Here is a 20,727-nt window from a genome sequence, read left to right on the forward strand (position 1 = left end):
CGTCACTCGGACAGGCCGACCACCAGCCAGACGAAGCCGACTCCCCCGGCCGTGCACAGCAGGGTGGAGCGCGCGGGGTGGGCGTGGTGCGCCTCGGGCAGGATTTCGGCCGCGGCGAGGTAGAGCAGGGCGCCGCCGAAGAACCCCAGGTAGCTGCCGAGGAGTTCCGGCGGAAGCGTGAACAGCAGCGTGGAGGCGGCGCCCGCGACGGGGGCGAGCGCGTCGGCGACGAGCATCGTGAGCGCCTTTCCGCGGGTGTTCCCGTACAGGCTGGTGATCGTGTACGTGTTGAACCCGTCGGCGAAGTCGTGGGTGATGACGGCGATCGCGACGGTCGCGCCCATGCCGCCGCCCACCTGGAAGGCCGCGCCCATCGCGATGCCGTCCATCAGGCTGTGGCCGACCATCGCCGCTGCCGCCGTCAGGCCCACCTGCGGCGCTCTGTCGTCGACGCCGTGTGCCGCCCTGCGGACGGCCAGAAGCCGTTCCACCAGGTGCGCCGCGAGGAAGCCGCCGACGAAGAGCAGCAGCGCCTGCGGCACCCCGAACACCTCGTTCCCGGCCGCCTCCAGAGCCTCCGGCAGCAGGTCGAGGCCGACCACGCCGAGCATCAGCCCGCCGGCCAGGCCGAGCACGAGGTGGCGGCGGTCGGTGACGCGCCCGGCGGTCCAGCCGCCGAACAGCGTCATGAGGAACGCGCCGAGCGCGACGAACACCGCCATGCGCCCTTGCTAGCGGATTGACCTGCTCCCTGGCACATCAAGGACCACCGGATCCACCCGAATGACACGAGAGGACAGCCGCTCATGGCCGAAGCCGACACCCGCGGGAAGGTGACCTTCGTCGGCGCCGGCCCGGGCGCCGCCGATCTGCTGACGTTCCGGGCCGCGCGGGCCATCGCCGACGCCGACATCGTCATCTGGGCGGCGAGCCTGGTGCAGGCGGACGTCCTCGACCACGCGCGCGAGGGTGCCGAGATCCTCGACTCGGCGGCGATGTCGCTGGAGGACGTCGTCGCGGTGTACGAGCGGGCGTACGAGGGGGACTTGAGGGTCGCCCGTATCCATTCCGGCGACCCCGCGCTGTGGGGCGGTACGCAGGAGCAGCTCGACCGCTGCGTGGAGCTGGGTCTCGCGGTCGAGATCGTGCCGGGTGTCTCGTCGTTCTCGGCGGTCGCCGCGATCGCGCAGCGCGAGCTGACGATCCCGGAGGTCGCGCAGTCGGTGGTCCTGACGCGGCTCGGCGGCGGCAAGACGCCGATGCCGCCGGGCGAGGAGGTGCGGGAGTTCGCGCGGCACGGCACGACGATGGCGCTGTTCCTGTCGGCGGCGAGATCCGGCCAGTTGACGCAGGAGCTGCTGGAGGGCGGCTATCCGACGAGTACGCCGGTGGTCGTCGCGTATCAGGCGACATGGCCGGAGGAGCTGATCCTGCGCTGCACGATCGGCACGCTGGAGGAGACCGTCAAGGAGCACAAGCTCTGGAAGCACACACTGTTCCTGGTCGGGCCCGCGCTGGCGGCCGCGGGGACGCGTTCGCATCTCTACCATCCGGGTCACTTCCATGGTTTCCGGAAGGCGGATCCGGCCGCCCGCAAGGCACTTCGCGCACAGGGAGCGGCTCAGTGATCGGCCTGATCTCCGCGACGGCGGCGGGTGCCGCGGCCCGCGACCGGCTGGCCGCGGCCTGGCCCGGACGCACCCGGGTGTACGAGGGTCCGGTGGGCCCGTCGGTGGAGCTGGCGTTCGCCGAGTGCGATCAGCTGGTGTGTTTCCTTGCTACGGGCGCGGTCGTGCGGCTGATCTCCCCGCTGCTCGCGGGCAAGTCCGCCGACCCCGGCGTGGTGTGCGTGGACGAGGGACAGCGGTACGCGGTGTCCCTGCTCGGCGGTCATGGCGGAGGCGCGAACGAGCTGGCGGCGCGGGTCGCCGATGTTCTCGGCTGCGCCCCGGTGGTGACGACGGCGACTGACGCGGCCGACGTCCCGGGTCTGGACACCCTGGGATGGCCGGTGGAGGGCGCGGTCGCGTCGGTGACCCGGGCGTTGCTGGACGGCGAACCGGTGGCACTGCGGGCCGACGCGGTGTGGCCGCTGCCGCCGCTGCCGGGGAATGTGGGTGCCGACGGCGACGCGGTTCTGCGGGTGACCGACCGGGTCGTCGAACCGCGCGCGCGGGAGGCCGTGTTGCGGCCGCCGTCGCTCGTCGTCGGGGTCGGGGCCTCCAGGGACGCTCCCCTCGACGAGGTCCTCGGCCTGGTCGAGGACACCCTGCGCGATGCGGGACTCTCGAAGCTGAGCGTCGCCGCGCTGGCGACCGTCGACGCGAAGGCGCAGGAGCCGGGGATCGTCGGGGCGGCGGAGCGTCTTGGCGTGCCACTGGTGACGTACGCGCCCGAAACGCTCGCGTCGATCACCGTGCCGAACCCGTCGAGCGCGCCGCTCGCCGCCGTGGGCACCCCGTCCGTCGCCGAGGCCGCGGCGCTCGCGGAGGGCGGTGAACTCCTCGTCCCGAAGCGGAAGTCGACGGGGCATCCGGCGGGCCGGGCCGCGATGGCGACCTGCGCCGTGGTGCGCCGGGTGCCGCGCGGCCGCCTCGCCGTGGTCGGACTCGGCCCCGGCGCCCGCGATCTGCTCACCCCGCGCGCCATGCAGGAGCTGCGCCGCGCCTCCGTCCTGGTCGGGCTCGATCAGTACGTCGACCAGATCCGCGATCTGCTCAGGCCCGGCACCCGGATCGTCGAATCCGGCCTGGGCGCCGAGGAGGAACGGGCCCGTACGGCCGTCGCCGAGGCCCGCGCCGGTCATGCGGTCGCGCTGATCGGCAGCGGTGACGCGGGCGTGTACGCGATGGCCTCACCGGCGCTCGCCGAGGCGTCCGGCGAGATCGACGTGGTGGGTGTGCCGGGGGTGACCGCGGCGCTGGCCGCCGCCGCGATCCTGGGCGCGCCGCTCGGGCACGACCATGTCTCGATCAGCCTCTCGGACCTGCACACACCGTGGGAGGTCATCGAGCGCCGGGTGCGGGCGGCGGCGGAGGCGGACATCGTCGTGACCTTCTACAACCCCCGTAGCCGCGGGCGTGACTGGCAGTTGCCGAAGGCGCTGTCGATCCTCGCGGAGCACCGCGATCCGGGCACACCGACAGGTGTCGTACGCAACGCTTCCCGGCCGGACGAATCCAGCCGCGTCACCACACTGGCCGGACTGGATCCGGCGACGGTGGACATGATGACGGTCGTGACGGTCGGCAACACGGCGACGCGAGAGGTCGCGGGCCGCATGGTGACCCCGCGGGGCTACCGCTGGCAGTCATGATCACGCACGCCACGCCCACGCACGCCACGCCCACGCGCGTCACAACCACGCACGCCACGCCCACGCCCGCCATGAAATCGCATGTTCCGAGGACGAGTCCCCGCCGTACCCTCGCCGCAGCCGTCGCCACGCGGAATGCTCTGCCGTACCACCCCCATTCCAAGGAGATTGCGTGACCACCCCGCCCGCACTGCTCATCGCCGGTCACGGCACCCGTGACGAAGCCGGGGCCGAGGCCTTCCGTGACTTCGTACGGGAGCTGGGGCGGCGCCATCCCGAACTCCCCGTCGGGGGCGGCTTCATCGAGCTGTCCGCGCCGCCCCTCGGCGAGGCCGTCGCCGAACTGGTCGAGCGGGGAGTGAACCGCTTCGCCGCGGTGCCGCTGATGCTGGTGTCCGCAGGGCACGCCAAGGGCGACATCCCGGCCGCGCTGGCCCGCGAGCGGGAGCGTCACCCCCAGATCTCGTACGCCTACGGCCGTCCGCTGGGCCCGCACCCCTCGCTGCTGCGCGTCCTGGAGCGGCGGCTGGACGAGGCGCTGGGCTCCGCGACCCGCAGGCCCGGGGACCGCGCGGATGTGACGGTGCTGCTGGTGGGCCGCGGTTCGACCGATCCGGACGCCAATGCCGAGGTGCACAAGGCGGCAAGGCTGCTGTGGGAGGGGCGAGGGTACGCGGCCGTGGAGACCGCGTTCGTCTCGCTCGCCGCGCCCGATGTTCCCAGCGGCCTGGACCGGTGCGTGAAGCTGGGCGCCCGGCGGATCGTGGTGCTGCCGTACTTCCTGTTCACGGGGATCCTGCCGGACCGGGTGCGTCAGCAGACGCAGGGCTGGGCGGAGGCGCACCCCGGGGTGGAGGTCGTCTCGGCCGATGTGATCGGCCCGACCGAGGAGTTGCTCGACCTGGTGCTCGACCGCTACCGGGAGGCCGTGGAGGGCGACATCCGGATGAACTGCGACTCGTGCGTCTACCGGGTCGCCATGCCGGGCTTCGAGGACAAGGTCGGTGCTCCGCAGCGTCCGCACTTCCACCCCGCCGACGACGGCCACGGCCACGGCCCACGTCACGACCAACACGGCAGCCATGCACACGCACACTGACGCACACGACCTGCGCCACCACGGTGACGCGGAGGTACGGGACGCCGGTCTCATCGACCTCGCGGTCAATGTCCGCGCCGGGACTCCCCCGGACTGGCTCCGCGCGCGCATCGCGGACTCGCTGACCGGACTCGCCGCGTATCCGGACGCACGGGCGGCACGGGCGGCGGTCGCGCGGCGCCACGGGCTGCCGGTGGAGCGGGTGCTGCTGACGGCGGGGGCGGCGGAGGCGTTCGTTCTGCTCGCGCGCGCCCTGAAGGTACGTCACCCGCTGGTCGTGCACCCGCAGTTCACGGAGCCGGAGGCGGCGCTGCGGGACGCGGGGCACGAGGTGGCGCGGCTGCTGCTGCGCGAGAAGGACGGCTTCCGGCTCGATCCGGCGGCCGTACCCGAGACGGCGGACCTGGTGATCATCGGCAATCCCACCAACCCCACGTCCGTGCTGCACCCGGCCGACGACATCGCCGAACTGGCCCGCCCCGGGCGGCTGCTGGTGGTGGACGAGGCCTTCATGGACGCGGTGCCGGACGAGCCCGAGGCACTGGCGGGCCGGACCGACATCCCGGGGCTCGTAGTGCTGCGCAGCCTCACCAAGACCTGGGGGCTCGCGGGCCTGCGCATCGGCTACGTGCTGGCCGATGCGGACACGATCGCCACGCTGGAGCGGGCGCAGCCGCTGTGGCCGGTGTCGTCGCCCGCGCTGGCGGCGGCGGAGGCGTGCATGGAGCCCGCCGCGCTCAAGGAGGCGGCGCAGGCGGCGCTTCAGCTCGCGACGGAGCGGGCGCATCTGCTCGCGGGGCTCGCGGAGTTCGACGAGGTACGGGTGGTGGCGTCGGCGCAGGGCCCGTTCGTCCTGGCGCACGTCCGCCGCGGTGCCGAGGTCCGCGTACGTCTGCGCGCCCTGGGCTTCGCGGCCCGCCGCGGCGACACGTTCCCGGGCCTGGGCCCCGGCTGGCTGCGGCTGGCGGTCCGCGACCGGGCGACGACGAACCGCTTCCTGCAGGCGCTGGACCAGGCGTTGACGGCGGTGGGCGGGTAGGGGTTCGCCTGCGGCGGGCTTTCACCCCACCCCGCCCCTTCCCGAACTGGGGCTCCGCCCCAGACCCCCGACGGGGCTTCGCCCCGGACCCCGTATGCGACCTTCGGCCGCATGTCCTCAAACGCCGGACGGGCTGAACATTCAGCCCCTCCAGCGTTTGAGGAGCGGGGTCCGGGGCGGAGCCCCGGTTAAGGGAACGGGCGGGGTGGGGACAAGCCCCGCCGCAGGCGCACCCCCCTCAGCCGATCACCCTCCCGTTCAGCACCACCCGCCGCGGCCCCGCCAGCACCCTCACATCCGCCCGCGGATCCTCCTCGTACACCACCAGATCCGCCGGTGCGCCCTCCTCCAGGGCCGGGCGGCCCAGCCACTCGCGCGCGCCCCAGGCCGTCGCCGACAGCGCCTGGATCGGCGGGATGCCCGCCTTGACCAGTTCGGCCACCTCCGCCGCGACCAGGCCGTGGGCCAGCGAGCCGCCCGCGTCCGTGCCGACGAAGACCGGGATACCGGCGTCGTAGGCCGCGCGCACCGTGTCGTAACGGTTCTCGTGCAGCCGCCGCATATGGGCGGACCACTTCGGGAACTTGGACTCGCCGCCCGCCGCGAGCGCCGGGAACGTGGCGATGTTGACGAGGGTCGGCACGATTGCGACGCCCCGCTCGGCGAACAGCGGGATCGTGTCCTCGGTCAGCCCGGTGGCGTGCTCGACGCAGTCGATGCCCGCCTCGACGAGGTCCCTCAGCGAGTCCTCGGCGAAGCAGTGCGCGGTCACCCGGGCGCCGAGCCGGTGCGCCTCGGCGATCGCCGCCTCGACGGCGTCCCGCGGCCAGCAGGCGGTCAGGTCGCCGGCGTCCCGGTCGATCCAGTCGCCGACGAGCTTGACCCAGCCGTCGCCGCGGCGGGCCTCCTGGGCGACGTAGGCGACCAGGTCATCCGGCTCGATCTCGTGGGCGAAGTTACGGATGTAGCGCCGGGTGCGTGCGATGTGACGGCCCGCCCGGATGATCTTCGGCAGGTCCTCACGGTCGTCGATCCAGCGGGTGTCGGCCGGGGATCCGGCGTCGCGGATGAGCAGCGTGCCCGCGTCCCGGTCTGTGAGCGCCTGTTTCTCGCTGGTCGCTTCGTCCACGGCGCCATGGTGGTCGAGCCCGACATGGCAGTGTGCGTCGACCAGCCCGGGCAGCGCCCAGCCGGTCACGGTGACGGCCTCGGCGCACGGCCGTTCGTACGAGATGCGGCCGTCGACCACCCACAGCTCGTCCTTCACCTCCTCGGGTCCGACGAGCACCCGCCCCTTCACATGCAGCACCGCGTGATCGCTCATACGAGCACTGTACGAGGCTTGCGGGCGTCGCGGCCCGGCAGTGCGGACAGCGGTGAACAGCATTTCCACGGACAGCAAAGTCGGCGTTAATTCGAAATTCCGGAAGCTGCTTTATTACGGGCAGCTTCCCGTATTCGTCTGCCCCCGTTTTGCAAGCCTAAACACCAAGGTTTCGTCAGGGTCGAAGGCCGTAATTCGGACGGGTCTCACGGTGGTTACAGATATGTGACCGACTCCACAAGCCCGACCGATTCGCCCCTTATTTGCCGCACAAATCGCCCGAAAAGGCCACCGGATGACCTAGGTGTCCGCGCCCGCGCGATAACACAGCCGAGCGCTTCACCCAACCCCTTCCCTCAATGCATTTTTGAAATTAGCTGGGTAAATTTCCTCGACATGACCGCCGCACAAGAAGACCTTGTACGAGCCAACCCCCCGAGCGAATTCACGGAGATCGACACCCCACGAGTGGAGGACGGAGCCGCGATCTGGCGCATCGCCCGCGACTCCGAGGTCCTGGACCTCAACTCCTCGTACAGCTATCTGCTGTGGTGTCGCGACTTCGCGGCCACCTCCCTGGTGGCGCGCGGGGCCGACGGCGAGCCCATCGCCTTCGTCACCGGTTATGTACGCCCCGACCGCCCCGAGGCCCTGGTCGTCTGGCAGGTCGCCGTCGACCACGCGCGCCGCGGCCGGGGACTGGCCGGTGTGCTGCTCGACGCGCTGACAGCGAGGGTGACCGGCGGGCGCGGGGTGCGGGAGGTCGAGACGACCATCACGCCCGACAACACCGCGTCCGACCGGCTGTTCACCTCGTACGCGAAGCGCCACGACGTGCCCCTGGCCCGCGAAGTCCTCTTCGACGGCGGGCTGTTCCCCGAGGGGACGCACCAGCCGGAAGTCCTGTACCGCATCGGCCCCTTCTCCGCCTGACACCCCCCCACACCTGGAGACTTGCTGTGACCATCACCCCGCCCGCCCTGAGTGTCTTCGAGACCCTGGAGTCCGAGGTGCGCAGCTACTGCCGCGGCTGGCCCGCAGTGTTCGACCGCGCGCAGGGCAGCTACCTCCACGACGAGGACGGCCACACCTACCTCGACTTCTTCGCCGGCGCCGGATCACTCAACTACGGCCACAACAACCCGGTGCTGAAACGCGCGCTGATCGACTACATCGAGCGCGACGGCATCACCCACGGCCTGGACATGGCCACCACGGCCAAGCGCGCCTTCCTGGAGTCGTTCCAGAACGTGGTCCTGCGGCCGCGCGACCTGCCGTACAAGGTCATGTTCCCCGGCCCGACCGGCACCAACGCGGTCGAGTCGGCGCTCAAGCTGGCCCGCAAGGTGAAGGGACGCGAGTCCGTCGTCTCCTTCACCAACGCCTTCCACGGCATGTCGCTCGGCTCGCTCGCCGTCACCGGCAACGCCTTCAAGCGGGCCGGCGCCGGCATCCCGCTGGTGCACGGCACGCCCATGCCCTTCGACAACTACTTCGACGGCCAGGTCCCGGACTTCCTCTGGTTCGAGCGTCTGCTGGAGGACCAGGGCTCCGGCCTCAACAAGCCCGCCGCGGTCATCGTCGAGACCGTACAGGGCGAGGGCGGCATCAATGTCGCCCGGCCCGAGTGGCTGCGCGCGCTCCAGGAGCTGTGCCACCGCCAGGACATGCTCCTGATCGTCGACGACATCCAGATGGGCTGCGGCCGCACCGGTGGCTTCTTCTCCTTCGAGGAGGCGGGCATCACGCCGGACATCGTCACCCTGTCGAAGTCCATCAGCGGCTACGGACTGCCCATGGCTCTCTGCCTGTTCAAGCCGGAGCTGGACATCTGGGAGCCGGGCGAGCACAACGGCACCTTCCGCGGCAACAACCCCGCCTTCGTCACCGCGGCCGCCGCGCTGGAGACCTACTGGGCGGACGGCCAGATGGAGAAGCAGACTCTGGCCCGCGGCGAGCAGGTCGAGCAGGCACTGCTGGCCATCATCGCCGAGAGCCCCGAGGACGGGGTGAGCTTCCGGGGCCGCGGCCTGGTGTGGGGCCTGGAGTTCGCGGACAAGTCGCGCGCCACCGCGATCTGCGCCCGCGCCTTCGAGCTGGGGCTGCTGCTGGAGACCTCGGGCCCGGAGGGCGAAGTGGTCAAACTGCTGCCCGCGCTCACGGTCTCGCCCGATGAGCTCGACGAGGGCCTTCGCATCCTGGCCCGGTCCGTACGCGAGACCGCCTGACACCCCGTACGAGAAAGGCAACGACTCACCGTGATCGTCCGATCGTTCAAGGACATCGAGAACACCGAGCGCCATGTGAAGGCCGCGTCCGGGACCTGGGAGAGCAAGCGCATCGTGCTCGCCAAGGAGAGGGTCGGCTTCTCGCTCCACGAGACCACGCTGTACGCGGGTACGGAGACGTCGATGTGGTACGCGAACCACGTCGAGGCCGTGCTCTGTGTCGAGGGCGAGGCCGAGCTCACCAACGACGAGACCGGCGAGACCCACTGGATCGAGCCCGGCACGATGTATCTGCTGGACGGCCATGAGCGTCACACCATGCGTCCCAAGACCGATTTCCGCTGTGTCTGCGTCTTCAACCCGCCCGTCACCGGACGGGAGGACCACGACGAGAACGGCGTCTATCCGCTGCTGACCGAGTCCGAGGAGGGCTGAGAAATGACCACCGCCGCTGTACGCGCCGACCTGTACCCGACCCGTGGCGTGGGCGAGGTGATGACCCCGCGCCAGGACCCGGTCGTCTGGTCCGCACCCGGCGCGCCGGGGCCGATCGTCCCGTCCGAGCTGATGGGCTTCGAGCGGGACGGCTTCCTGACGGTCGACGAGCTGATCTCGCAGGACGAAGTCGCCCTGTACCGCGGCGAGTTGGACCGGCTGATCGCCGATCCCGCCGTACGGGCGGATGAGCGCTCGATCATCGAGCCGAAGTCCCAGGACGTGCGCTCGGTCTTCGAGGTGCACCGGCTCAGCGAGGTCTTCGCCTCGCTGGTGCGCGACGAGCGGGTGGTGGGCAGAGCCCGGCAGATCCTCGGTTCCGATGTGTATGTCCACCAGTCCCGGATCAATGTGAAGCCGGGCTTCGGCGCCTCGGGCTTCTACTGGCACTCGGACTTCGAGACCTGGCACGCCGAGGACGGACTGCCGAACATGCGCACCGTCTCGGTCTCGATCGCCCTGACCGAGAACCGTGACACCAACGGCGGCCTGATGATCATGCCCGGCTCGCACAAGACGTTCCTGGGCTGCGCGGGCGAGACGCCGAAGGACAACTACAAGAAGTCGCTTCAGATGCAGGACGCGGGCACCCCGTCGCACGCGGCGCTGACCCGCTTCGCGGACCGGCACGGCATCCGGCTGTTCACCGGCCGGGCCGGGTCCGCGACCTGGTTCGACTGCAACTGCATGCACGGCTCCGGGGACAACATCACCCCGTATCCGCGCAGCAATGTCTTCATCGTCTTCAACAGCGTGGAGAACGCGGCTCAGGAGCCCTTCGCGGCGCCGGTGCCGCGGCCCTCCTTCATCGGTGCGCGGGACTTCACACCGGTGGGCTGACCGTACGACCCGTGCGCCGACCGTCGCACGGTACGAGGGCGGGGCCGGTCCCATCGGACCGGCCCCGCCCTCGTACCGTGCGGAGGTCAGTTCGCGCTCAGCGCCGGGTAGTCGATGTAGCCCTTGTCGTCTCCGCCGAAGAAGGAGGCGGTGTCCGGGGTGTTGTACGGGCCCTCGGACTTGAGCCTGACCGGCAGGTCGGGGTTGGCGAGGAACAGCGCGCCGAAGGCGAGGATGTCCGCGGTCCCGTCCTCGATCAGCCCGAGCGCCGCGTGGTCGGTCGGGCCCTCGGTCGCCGGGTTGAGGATCAGGGTGCCGCTGAACTTCTCGCGCAGCTCCCGCGTGATCTCCCGGTAGCCGGGGACCATCTCGACGATGTGCAGATAGCCGATGCCCAGCGGCTCGATCTCGTTGATCAGCGCGGGGTAGACGGCCTCGGTGTCGGTCTCGGCGATGTCGTTGTACGCGTTGCCGGGAGAGACGCGCAGTCCGGTCCGCTCCGGGCCGATCGCCTCGGCCACGGCCTTGGTCACCTCGACGGCGAAGCGGATGCGGTTCTCGACGGTGCCGCCCCACTCGTCGGTGCGCAGATTGGTGTTGGGGGCGAGGAACTGGTGGATGAGATATCCGTTGGCGCCGTGCAGCTCGACACCGTCGAAGCCGGCGGCGACGGCGTTACGGGCCGCCTCGACGAACTCCTCGATGATGGCCGGGATTTCATCGGCGCCCAGCTCGCGCGGGGCGATGAAGTCCTTGGGTCCCTCGTGCGTGTACAGCTGCCCGGCGGGGGCGACGGCCGAGGGCGCCACACTGACCAGTTCCTGGTCGGGCCAGAGCACCGGGTGGCCGATGCGTCCGGCGTGCATGATCTGGGCGAAGATCTTGCCGCCCTTGGCGTGCACGGCGTCGGTGACCTTGCGCCAGGCGGCGACCTGCTCGTCGGTGTGCAGGCCCGGAGTGTTCGGGTATCCCTGGCCGAGTACGGAGGGCTGGATGCCCTCGGTGACGATGAGCCCGGCCGATGCGCGCTGGCTGTAGTACTCGACGGTGGACTCGGTGACCGTGAGGCCGTCGCCGTACGCGCGGCTGCGGGTCATCGGCGCCATGGCGATGCGGTTCGCGAGCTGCGTGCCGGACAGTTCTACGGGGTCGAACGCGGTGGTCATGGGTGCTCCCAGAGAGTTATATGGTCGGCCAAGCATTCGGGCCGGATGCCACTGTAGACCATTAATTGGCCGACCAAGGTAAAATTCTCGGAGACACTGTCCATGTGACAGTCGCACCCTTGCCGAGGAGGCCCCGATGACGCCCGAGACCGCGGCCGATCCCGTCTGTACCGAGTCCCCCGAGACCGCGGCCGGTGCCGTCTGTAACGGGTCGCTGCCGACCGCCGCGCTCGGCGGGCCCGTCAGCCTCGCCGTCTCCCGGGTCGCCCGGCTGCACCGCATGGCGGCGGGCAAGATGCTGCGGGGCGCCGGGCTCTACCCGGGGCAGGAACTGGTCATGATGCATCTGTGGGACGCCGGTGCCGTGCGCCAGTCAGAGCTGATCAAGGCCGTCGAGCTCGACCCGTCCACCGTGACCAAGATGCTCCAGCGACTGGAGCAGGCCGGACACGTCCGCCGCCGCCCCGACCCCTGCGACCGGCGCGCGGTGCTCGTCGAGGCGACCCAGGACAGCTGCGCCCTGCACTCCGCGGTCCAGGCGGCCTGGGCGAATCTGGAGGAGCACACCCTCGCCGGGCTCGACCCCGACGAGCGCGGTGAGCTGACACGGCTCCTCGGGAAGGTCGAGGAGAATCTCTGCACGCAGACCGCGGACTGCCCCGGCCGGCCTCAGCCGGACAGCACGTCCAGCGCCCAGTCGACATCTGCGGCCGTGTTGTAGAGATGGAAGGCGGCGCGCAGATTGCCCGCCCGCTCCGAGACGATCACTCCCGCAGCAGCCAGCCCGGGGACCCGGTCGCCGAGACCCGGCACGGCCACGATCGCCGAATCGCCGGGCACCGGCCGGTGCCCGAGTTCCGTCAGGCCGTCCCTGAACCGCCGGGCGAGCGCCGTGTCATGGGCGTGTACGGCGTCGATGCCGGTCGCTTCGAGCAGCGCGAGGGACTCCCTGGCGCCGTGGTACGAGAGGAATGCGGGCGGCTCGTCGAACCGGCGGGCCGAGCGGGCCAGTTCCTCGATCCGCCCGTAGGTGGTGGCCCACAGATCCTCGGCGGCGAAGGTCCCGGCGTGGATGGGCACCAGGGTCTCCTGGGCCTCCTCGGTCACGGTGAGGAACGAGACGCCACGCGGGCAGAGCAGAAACTTGAAGGCGCCGGTGACGGTGAAGTCCCAGGCCGCCGCGTCCAGTGGCAGCCAGCCCGCCGACTGGCTGGCGTCGACGAGCGTACGTGCCCCGTGCGCGGCCGCGGCGGCACGGATGGCGGGCATGTCGGCGATCCGGCCGTCGGAGGACTGCACCGAGGAGAACGCCACCATCGAGGTGCCGGGCCCCACCGCGTCGGCCAGCTGCTCCAGCGGGGCGTACCGCACCTTGAGATCGCCGCGCACGGTGAAGGGCGTGATGACCGAGGCGTACTCCCCCTCCGGGAAGAGGACTTCCGCGCCGGGGTGCAGTGAGGACGCGATCAGCCCGACGTGCACCGAGACCGAACCGCCGACGGCGACGCGCGCCTCGTCCACACCGCACAGCCGGGCGAAGGACTGCCGGACGTCGGTCACCGCCGACCATTCACCGGCGCCACCCGGACGCCCTGCCGCGAGCTCGTCGGCGAGCAGCTTCACCGCCTCGACGGTCCGGCGCGGCAGCATCCCGCAAGTGGAGGTGTTCAGATACGTCATCTGCGGCGCGAACTCGGCGCCACCCAGGGTCTCCATGAGATCACCCTGCGGCGCGCTCAACGCCAGGTCAATCGCGAATCGTTGAGACACACCCCTCAGCAGCGCTTAAGCATGGGCTCCGGCCTGCGGAAGCTCACACGAACCACCGGCTTCGCAGGCCGCCGCGTCCGCGCCGATCGGGGTGATGACCCGGCCCTGCCACGCCTGTTCCAGCGCCTTGGTGAAGACCTCGGCGGGCTGGCCGCCCGACACGCCATAACGCCGGTCCAGCACGAAGAACGGCACCCCGGTCGCGCCCAGCTCCGCGGCCTCGCGCTCGTCGGCCCGTACGTCGTCGGCGTACGCGCCCTCGTCGGCGAGGACCGCCCGGGCCTCGTCCGCGTCCAGACCCGCCTCGACCGCGAGGTCCACCAGAATCTCGGGGTCGAAGACGGACCGCTCCTCGGCGAAGTTCGCCCGGTAGGCGAGGTCGAGCAGCTCGTCCTGACGGCCGCGGGCCCTGGCCAGGTGCAACAGCCGGTGGATGTCGAAGGTGTTGCCGTGGTCACGGCCCTCTGTGCGGTAACCGAGCCCCTCGGAGCGCGCGGTGGCGGCGACGTGCTCCTCCATCGACCGCGCTTCCTCGCGGGTCCGTCCGTACTTCAGCGCGAGCATGTCGATGACCGGGGCGGTGTCGCCCTTGGCCCGGCCCGGGTCGAGCTCGAAGGAGCGGTGCACGACCTCGACCCCGTCACGGTGGGCGAAGGCCGCGAGCCCCTTCTCGAAGCGGGCTTTGCCGATGTAGCACCAGGGACAGGCGATGTCGCTCCAGATCTCGACGCGCATGCTTCATTCACTCCAGGGTCGTGCGGGGGCAGGGCTGTGCGGAGGCATCCTCCGCTGCGGAGTCAACGCAGTGCGTGACCGGCTCATTCCCCGGTGTCCAGGTGACAGGCCGAGGCCGCTGCTCCTCAGCTGCCGTCGCGCAGCCCGTCGGGCCAGCCCGGCCGGAACTCGATCCGGTCGAAGGTCACCACACAGCCCTCGCCCACCGGGGACTGCGCCAGAAAGCCGACGAGCGCGGCGCCGGCCTGCTCCTCGGTGCCCAGGGCGAAGATCCGTACGAAGGTCCAGCGCTCGCCGTCCGTCGACGCGTGGAAGGCGAAGGCCTTGCCCGTGCGGCTGATCCGCAGCCACGCGCTGTCGCCGTCGACCGCGAAGGAGTTGGCGTCGTCGGAGTGGCCGCGGGTCACGACCGTGCAGATGGTGGGCTTGTCCGGGGAGAGTTCCAGGCAGAGCTTGGCCCACTCCCGTTCGCCGACGTGCAGATGGAGCACGCCGGCGTCGAAGGCCGCCGCGAAGCCGACCGTGACCCGCGTGATGAGCTGGAAGTCGCCCTCCGGCGCGCCGAGCAGGCGCGGCGCGTCGGATGCCGGTTCCAGCGCATCGCCCGCGGGCGGGACGAAAAGGTCCTGCCGCGCTCCGGCCCAGCCGGTCAGCACGCCCTTCTCGTACGACCAGTTGGCGTCGGGGCCGTACGGGCGCAGTGGGAAGGGGAGTTCGGGCAATTCGATCTGGTCGCTCACAGCGCTCAGCTTCGCGGAGTCTCCTGGAGGCCGTCCACCCGACGCGGCAGACCGAGCGGGTTGTCGTCGCGCAGCTCCGGCGGAAGCAGTGCCTGAGGCGTCGTCTGGTACGTCACCGGGCGCAGCCAGCGCTCGATCGCGGTCGCGCCGACCGAGGTGGAGGTGGAGGTGGTGGCCGGGTAGGGGCCGCCGTGGTGCTGGGCGGGGGCGACGGCTACGCCGGTGGGCCAGCCGCCGACCAGGACGCGGCCCGCGAGCGGGGTGAGTTCGGCGAGCAGCTCGGCTCCCCGGCCCTCGCCCGCGGCCTCGCCGTCGGAGAGGTGAAGGGTGGCGGTGAGGTTGCCCGGGAGGCGGCCGAGGACCGCGGTGATCTCGGCGTCGGACTCGTAGCGCGCGACGACGGTGACCGGCCCGAAGCACTCTTCGAGCAGCAGGTCGTGCGGGCCTTCGGCGGCCAGCAGCCGGGCCGGTACGGAGAGGAAGCCCGCGCTGACGGTGTGCGCGCCGCCCGCGCCGGGGGTGATGGGAGCCTCCACCTGAGGCAGTGCCGCCCGCTCCCGTACGCCGTCGACGAAGGCCGCGCGCATCCGGTGGTCGAGCATCACGCCGGGCTCGGTCTCGCTGACGGCGTCCGTCAGGGACTTCAGCAGCCGGTCGCCCGCGTCACCGGCGGGGGCCAGGACGAAGCCGGGCTTGGTGCAGAACTGGCCCTCCCCCAGGGTCATCGAGCCCGCGAGCCCGGCGCCGAGCTCCTCCGCCTGCTCCCCGGCCGCCGCCTCGGTGACCACGACGGGATTGAGGGAGCCGAGTTCGCCGTGGAAGGGGATGGGCGCGGGCCGGGCGGCCGCGGCGTCGAAGAGAGCGCGTCCGCCGCGTACGGATCCGGTGAATCCGGCGGCCGTGATCAGCGGGTGGCGCACCAGCTCGACGCCCGCTTCGAAGCCGTGCACCAGGGCCACGACGTCCTCGGGCAGGCCGACGTGCTGGGCGGCCCTGCGCAGGACGGAGGCACACAGTTCGGAGGTGCCGGGGTGGTCGGGGTGCGCCTTGACGACGACGGGGCAGCCGGCGGCCAGCGCGCTCGCGGTGTCGCCGCCGGGCACGGAGAAGGCGAGCGGGAAGTTGCTCGCGGCGTAGACGGCGACGACACCGAGGGGGATCTTGTAACGGCGCAGGTCCGGCCGGGGCGGCGTGCGGCTGCCGTCCGCGTGGTCGATGTGGATGTCGAGGTAGGCGCCCTCGTCGACGACATCGGCGAAGGCGCGCAACTGGCCGGTGGTGCGGGCGAGTTCTCCGGTGAGGCGGGTCGGGCCGAGCGCGGTCTCGGCGTCGGCGGCCTCGATGACGTGCTCGCGCGCCTCGTCGAGGAGGTCGGCGGCGGTGCGCAGCAGGAGCGCGCGTACACTCCGGTCGGCGAGCGCGGGGCGGGCGGCGTGTGCGGCGCGGACCGCGCGGTCGATCTCCTCGGTTGTGGACTCCACCGCAACCTGCTCACGCGGGTTCCCGGTTCGGGGGTCGACACTCCAGACTGGTGCTGCTGCCACCGCGGCTTCCTTCCCGCTCTACTGCCACCCATCAGGGCTTTTGTTCGGTATTCTGAACAAAGTTCCTGATGATGAATCTGTGGGGACTCTATTTCCGTGCGTTCTGCGCGGTCAAGAAGGGGCGAGGAGCAATGACAACTGCCGATACCGGTGGGGCACAGGTCAAGTCCGCGGTGCGGACGGTGGAATTGCTCGAGTATTTCGCCGGGCGCCCCGGCATGCACTCACTCGCCGCGGTCCAGGAGGCCGTCGGCTACCCCAAGTCCAGCCTCTACATGCTGCTGCGCACCCTGGTGGAGCTCGGCTGGGTGGAGACGGACGCGACCGGTACGCGCTACGGCATCGGCGTACGGGCACTGCTTGTGGGCACCTCCTACATCGACGGCGACGAGGTCGTGGCCGCCGCCCGGCCCACCCTGGACCGGCTCTCCGACGACACCACGGAAACCATCCACCTCGCCCGGCTCGACGGCACCAATGTCGTCTATCTCGCCACCCGGCAGTCGCAGCACTATCTGCGCCCCTTCACCCGTGTCGGCCGCCGGCTGCCCGCCCACTCCACCTCGCTGGGCAAGGCGCTGCTCGCCACCCACAGCGACGAGCAGGTGCGCAAGATGCTGCCCGAGACCCTGGCCTCCCTGACCGAGCACACCATCACCGACCGCGAGAAGCTCATCGAGGAGCTGCGTCTGATCCGCGAGCAGGGCTATGCGGCGGACCGCGAGGAGAACACCCTCGGGCTGCGCTGCTTCGGCATCGCGATTCCGTACCGCACCCCGGCGCGCGACGCGATCAGCTGCTCGGTGCCCGTGGCCCGGCTCACCCCCGGCCACGAGCAGATGATCAAGGATGCGCTCTTCGACGCCCGCGACCGGCTCACGCTCGCCACCCGGAGGCTGTGAATGGCTCTGTCCGTCTCTCTGCGTGAGGTGCTCGACAGCGATCTGCCGCACTTCTTCCGGCACATGAGTGATCCCGAGTCGAACCGGATGGCGGCCTTCACCTGTGAAGACCCCACCGACCGGGCCGCTTTCGACGCGCACTGGGTACGGATCCGCGCCTCGGACGCGGTCATACGGACCGTGCTGGCCGACGGACTGGTCGTCGGCCACGCCGCGGTCTACGGACCGCCCGAGGAGCGCGAGGTCACGTACGTCGTCGACCGCGCGTACTGGGGCCGCGGCGTCGCCACCGCCGCACTGCGCGCGCTGCTCGAAGTCGTACCGACGCGTCCCCTGCACGCCCGCGCCGCCGCCGACAACGCGGGCTCGATCCGGGTCCTCGAGAAGTGCGGATTCACCGTCACCGGCAAGGACCGGGGCTTCGCGCACGCCAGGGGTGCACAGACCGACGAGCTGCTCCTCACCCTGGCGGGCTGAGCCTCCTCCGCCGTACGGCGGAGGGGAATCGTCGCAGCGCAGGAGGTACCGGCAGGGTCCAACCGGGAGCGTGGTCGCCATGACACGGACACCGCTCGCTCCCGTCCCCGGGGCCCACGTCCCGCTTCGCGCCCCGCGTGTGCACAGGGTGCTGCGCACCCTTACCGTCGCCTCCTGCGTCCCGTATCTCTCGCTCAAGATCGCGTGGATCGCCGGCAGCAGGATCGGCATCCCCGACGGAAGTGTGCTGCTGGAGCACCGCGGTCTGATCGCCGTCGCCAACAGCGTCACCGTTCTGATGGACGGCACCGTCATCGTGCTGGCACTGCTGCTCACCCAGGCGTGGGGCCGGCGCGTCCCCGCCTGGCTGCTTGCCACGCCGATGTGGATCGCGGGCGGTCTGCTCGCCCCGATCATGGTCGGCTTCCCGGTCCAGTTGCTGACCCGCGCCGTCACCGGAGCCGAGCCCCACCGGGGCGGGGACAAACCCTTCCTCGACGAGTGGGTCTTCGGGGTCGTCTACACGGGCTTCATCGTCCAGGGCCTGGCCCTGGGGACGCTCTTCGCGCTGTACGCCCGCGAGCGCTGGAGCCATGTGTGGCGGGGCCGGATCTGGGACCTGCCCAGTGCCGCCACCGGGCGGATGCTGAAGCTGACCGCCGTGGCCGCCGCCGGGCTCGCGCTCTTCCCGGCCGCGATGCACCTGCTGTGGGCCTGCGGCGCGACGACCGGTCTGTCCGCGACGCGGATCGAGCAGCGCACGGCCGACTTCTATGTACTCGAAGGGATCAACGCCCTGTTCGTGGCCGTCGCCGTGACCGGAGCGCTGCTGCTCGCCTTCCGTCCGGTCCCCGCACTGCCGCTGAAGACTCCACTGGCCATGGCTTGGCTTGGCTCGGGCGCGGTGGGCTGCTGGGGCATCTGGCTGCTGATCGCCGCGGTGCTGCCGGGCGCCGAAGACGGCGAGCGGGCATCGGGGTTGATGGCCCTGACCTACGCTGTGGGCATGATCGTCGGTCTGCTCGTCATCACCGGGACGGCCTCGTTCCTGCGGCGGCGCGCCGCGTGAGGAGAGTGCTGGGGGCGTCCGCGCGGGCGCTGTTCGGGACGCGGGCCGGGCTGCGCTGGCTCCATCTGATCCTGGGCGGCGCCCTGTTGATGCCGTACTGGCTCGTGGGCACGGTGTTCGTCGGCCCGCTCGTCGGTGCGAAGGACATGTTCTCCGACTCCCCCGCCCTCCAGTTCGGCGCGTACGGCATCGCGCTGCCGATAGCCGCGGTGACGGCGCTGTTGTTCCCGCTCACCAGACCGCTGGCGGTCGCCCTGGCGAAGGCCCTGTGCGGGGTGCCCGCCGAGCGGTTCGCGGAAGGGCCGGCACGCTCGCGGGACGCGCGGCTGCGGGCCTCGGGCTGGTTCACGCTGCATGCGGGAATCGGCGCTCTGATCAGCGGCGCCACGCTCGCGCTGCCGCCGTTCGCCGTGAGCCTGATGGTGCTGCCGTTCTTCCCGGCGCTGCGGGGGCGGCTCGAGTTGCCCCACTACCCCGCCTGGCAGCTGGCCCTGTTCCCGTTCGCCGGAATGGCCATGCTGATCGCGCTCGCGGCCTGTGCGGCGGCGGCCGGGGCACTGCTGGCCCGTCAGGCGCCGGTCCTGCTCGGCCCCACACCCGCGGACCGGCTGGCAGCCGCGGAGCGCCGGGCCACCGAACTGGCCGAGCGCAACCGGCTCGCCCGCGAGCTGCACGACTCGGTGGGCCACGCCCTGAGCGCCGTCACCCTGCAGGCAGGTGCGGCCCGCCGGGTCCTGGACAGCGATCCGGAGTTCGTACGGGAGGCACTGGCCGCGATCGAGGAGACCACCCGGCGCACGGTGGGCGAACTCGACTCCGTACTGGGCCTGTTGCGCCAGGACGACGACCACACCACCCAGCTCGACGGACCGACCCTGGACACTCTGGACGGACTGCTCGCGCGTAGTGGCGTCCCGGTGTCGCTCAGCGCCGACGGCGATCTGGCCGCCGTCCCCGCGCCCGTCTCGCGCGAGGCGTACCGCATCGTCCAGGAGGGGCTGAGCAACGCCCTGCGCCACGCCGGGGCGTCCCCGGTGACCCTGTGGATCGCCCTGTGCGGCGAGGAGTTGGAGATCACGATGGAGAATCCGCTGCCCGACAGGGCCCCGGTGGTCCGCCCGGGAGGCGGCCGCGGAGTGCGCGGCATAGCCGAGCGGGCCGCGCTGCTGGGCGGACGGGCGCAGGCAGGAGCGCAGGGCGCGGTGTGGCTGCTGTCCGCGCGGCTGCCGCTGGGCGGTGACCGGTGAGCGTGATCCGGGTCGTCCTCGCCGACGACGAGCGCATGGTTCGTACGGCGCTGCGCGTCATCCTCGACGCCGAGCCCGACCTGGAGGTGATCGGCGAGGCGTCGACGGGCGCGGAGGCCGTCCCGGTGGTGCGTGAGCTGCGCCCCGACGTGGTCCTGATGGATGTACGGATGCCGGAGATCGACGGCATCCGCGCCACCGAGCAGATCCTGGCCACGCTCGACGAACCGCCGCGGATCGTTGTGGTGACGACCTTCGAGAACGACTCCTATGTGTACGACGCGCTGCGCGCCGGGGCCGCGGGCTTTCTGCTCAAGCGGGCGGCGGCCGAGGAGCTCGTCCAGGCGGTCCGTCTGGTGGCACGCAGCGACTCGCTGCTCTTCCCCGCGGCCGTGCGCTCGCTGGCCGCCGAGTACGGCGGCCGCCGCACCCCCGCGCCCCCGCCGTGGGCGGCGCGGCTGACCGAGCGCGAGGCCGAGGTGCTGCGGCTGATGGCGACGGGGCTGACGAACGCGGAGATCGCCGGGCGGATGGGCGTGGGTCCCGCGACGGCCAAGACGCATGTGGCCTCCGTCCTGGCGAAGACCGGCGCCAGGGACCGTACCCAGGCGGTGATCGCGGCGTACGAGTCGGGGTTCATCTCACCGGGCTGAGGCACGGCTCGTCACCGCGCTCAGGACGGCTCGCGGATGAGGATTCCCTGAGAAGCCGGGCCGGCCGGAACGGCACGTCCGGC

The 20,727-nt window shown here is 71.4% G+C and carries 21 protein-coding genes; 14 read left to right on the forward strand and 7 right to left on the reverse strand.

Features of this window, described 5'->3' with window-relative positions; translation table 11 throughout:
• Nucleotides 1–2: 2 nt before the first annotated feature.
• Nucleotides 3–722: a ZIP family metal transporter gene (locus OG741_RS09735; protein WP_405596393.1), complete on the reverse strand. Its 720-nt coding sequence runs from the start codon at nt 720–722 to the stop codon at nt 3–5.
• Between the two features lie 84 nt (nt 723–806).
• On the opposite strand from OG741_RS09735, the gene cobM reads away from it, so the two are divergent.
• The 4 genes from cobM (at nt 807) to cobC (ending at nt 5,454) form a co-directional block, all read left to right on the forward strand.
• A complete protein-coding gene (gene cobM / locus OG741_RS09740) occupies nt 807–1,628 on the forward strand; it encodes a precorrin-4 C(11)-methyltransferase (protein WP_405596394.1) in 822 nt (273 codons plus the stop codon).
• A complete protein-coding gene (cobJ, locus tag OG741_RS09745; RefSeq protein ID WP_405596395.1) occupies nt 1,625–3,316 on the forward strand; it encodes a precorrin-3B C(17)-methyltransferase in 1,692 nt (563 codons plus the stop codon). The genes cobM and cobJ overlap by 4 nt, the downstream gene beginning before the upstream one ends.
• A gap of 172 nt (nt 3,317–3,488) precedes the next feature.
• Complete coding sequence (locus OG741_RS09750) at nt 3,489–4,415, forward strand: sirohydrochlorin chelatase (protein ID WP_405596396.1); 927 nt, start codon at nt 3,489–3,491, stop codon at nt 4,413–4,415.
• Complete coding sequence (cobC, locus tag OG741_RS09755; RefSeq protein WP_405596397.1) at nt 4,399–5,454, forward strand: Rv2231c family pyridoxal phosphate-dependent protein CobC; 1,056 nt, start codon at nt 4,399–4,401, stop codon at nt 5,452–5,454. Before OG741_RS09750 ends, cobC begins: the two co-directional genes overlap by 17 nt.
• A 238-nt stretch (nt 5,455–5,692) precedes the next feature.
• Here cobC and OG741_RS09760 read toward each other — a convergent pair whose 3' ends face one another.
• Nucleotides 5,693–6,778, reverse strand: a complete 1,086-nt coding sequence (locus OG741_RS09760; RefSeq protein ID WP_405596398.1) for an amidohydrolase family protein — start codon at nt 6,776–6,778, stop codon at nt 5,693–5,695.
• Nucleotides 6,779–7,174: 396 nt separating this feature from the next.
• Between OG741_RS09760 and ectA the strand changes: the two genes are divergently transcribed.
• From ectA to thpD, 4 genes are read left to right on the forward strand one after another with little or no spacing between them, the layout of a single operon-like run.
• The gene (ectA, locus tag OG741_RS09765) at nt 7,175–7,711 is read left to right on the forward strand and encodes a diaminobutyrate acetyltransferase (protein ID WP_405596399.1); all 537 of its coding nucleotides are present in this window, start codon (nt 7,175–7,177) and stop codon (nt 7,709–7,711) included.
• 26 nt (nt 7,712–7,737) lie between these two features.
• Nucleotides 7,738–9,006: a diaminobutyrate--2-oxoglutarate transaminase gene (gene ectB / locus OG741_RS09770; RefSeq protein ID WP_405596400.1), complete on the forward strand. Its 1,269-nt coding sequence runs from the start codon at nt 7,738–7,740 to the stop codon at nt 9,004–9,006.
• Between the two features lie 30 nt (nt 9,007–9,036).
• Nucleotides 9,037–9,441, forward strand: coding sequence for an ectoine synthase (locus OG741_RS09775; protein WP_405596401.1), 405 nt, complete (start codon nt 9,037–9,039; stop codon nt 9,439–9,441).
• Between the two features lie 3 nt (nt 9,442–9,444).
• Entirely contained in the window at nt 9,445–10,341 is an 897-nt protein-coding gene (gene thpD, locus OG741_RS09780) for an ectoine hydroxylase (protein ID WP_405596402.1), read from the forward strand.
• Between the two features lie 86 nt (nt 10,342–10,427).
• Here thpD and OG741_RS09785 read toward each other — a convergent pair whose 3' ends face one another.
• A complete protein-coding gene (locus tag OG741_RS09785) occupies nt 10,428–11,507 on the reverse strand; it encodes an alkene reductase (protein WP_405596403.1) in 1,080 nt (359 codons plus the stop codon).
• A gap of 136 nt (nt 11,508–11,643) precedes the next feature.
• Between OG741_RS09785 and OG741_RS09790 the strand changes: the two genes are divergently transcribed.
• On the forward strand, nt 11,644–12,228 hold the full coding sequence (locus OG741_RS09790) for a MarR family winged helix-turn-helix transcriptional regulator (RefSeq protein WP_405596404.1): 585 nt from the start codon (nt 11,644–11,646) through the stop codon (nt 12,226–12,228).
• Here OG741_RS09790 and OG741_RS09795 read toward each other — a convergent pair.
• The 4 genes from OG741_RS09795 to OG741_RS09810 all read right to left on the reverse strand — a co-directional run bounded on the left by OG741_RS09795 (nt 12,177) and on the right by OG741_RS09810 (nt 16,296).
• A complete protein-coding gene (locus OG741_RS09795; RefSeq protein WP_405596405.1) occupies nt 12,177–13,223 on the reverse strand; it encodes an aminotransferase class V-fold PLP-dependent enzyme in 1,047 nt (348 codons plus the stop codon). The genes OG741_RS09790 and OG741_RS09795 overlap by 52 nt on opposite strands.
• Before the next feature lie 69 nt (nt 13,224–13,292).
• Nucleotides 13,293–14,012, reverse strand: coding sequence for a DsbA family oxidoreductase (locus OG741_RS09800; RefSeq protein ID WP_405596406.1), 720 nt, complete (start codon nt 14,010–14,012; stop codon nt 13,293–13,295).
• Between the two features lie 125 nt (nt 14,013–14,137).
• Nucleotides 14,138–14,752, reverse strand: a complete 615-nt coding sequence (locus OG741_RS09805; protein WP_405596407.1) for a DUF1349 domain-containing protein — start codon at nt 14,750–14,752, stop codon at nt 14,138–14,140.
• A gap of 5 nt (nt 14,753–14,757) precedes the next feature.
• Nucleotides 14,758–16,296, reverse strand: a complete 1,539-nt coding sequence (locus OG741_RS09810; protein ID WP_405596408.1) for an aldehyde dehydrogenase (NADP(+)) — start codon at nt 16,294–16,296, stop codon at nt 14,758–14,760.
• Nucleotides 16,297–16,427: 131 nt separating this feature from the next.
• Between OG741_RS09810 and OG741_RS09815 the strand changes: the two genes are divergently transcribed.
• The 5 genes from OG741_RS09815 (at nt 16,428) to OG741_RS09835 (ending at nt 20,644) form a co-directional block, all read left to right on the forward strand.
• Nucleotides 16,428–17,198 (forward strand): IclR family transcriptional regulator, encoded by a 771-nt coding sequence (locus OG741_RS09815; protein ID WP_405596409.1) that lies wholly within the window; start codon nt 16,428–16,430, stop codon nt 17,196–17,198.
• Between the two features lie 6 nt (nt 17,199–17,204).
• On the forward strand, nt 17,205–17,675 hold the full coding sequence (locus OG741_RS09820; RefSeq protein ID WP_405605486.1) for a GNAT family N-acetyltransferase: 471 nt from the start codon (nt 17,205–17,207) through the stop codon (nt 17,673–17,675).
• Between the two features lie 79 nt (nt 17,676–17,754).
• Complete coding sequence (locus OG741_RS09825; protein WP_405596410.1) at nt 17,755–18,744, forward strand: hypothetical protein; 990 nt, start codon at nt 17,755–17,757, stop codon at nt 18,742–18,744.
• On the forward strand, nt 18,741–19,991 hold the full coding sequence (locus OG741_RS09830) for a sensor histidine kinase (RefSeq protein ID WP_405596411.1): 1,251 nt from the start codon (nt 18,741–18,743) through the stop codon (nt 19,989–19,991). Before OG741_RS09825 ends, OG741_RS09830 begins: the two co-directional genes overlap by 4 nt.
• A gap of 35 nt (nt 19,992–20,026) precedes the next feature.
• Nucleotides 20,027–20,644 (forward strand): response regulator, encoded by a 618-nt coding sequence (locus tag OG741_RS09835; protein WP_405605488.1) that lies wholly within the window; start codon nt 20,027–20,029, stop codon nt 20,642–20,644.
• Nucleotides 20,645–20,727 lie beyond the last annotated feature (83 nt).

This window comes from Streptomyces sp. NBC_01410 (assembly GCF_045040195.1).
Lineage (GTDB): Bacteria > Actinomycetota > Actinomycetes > Streptomycetales > Streptomycetaceae > Streptomyces.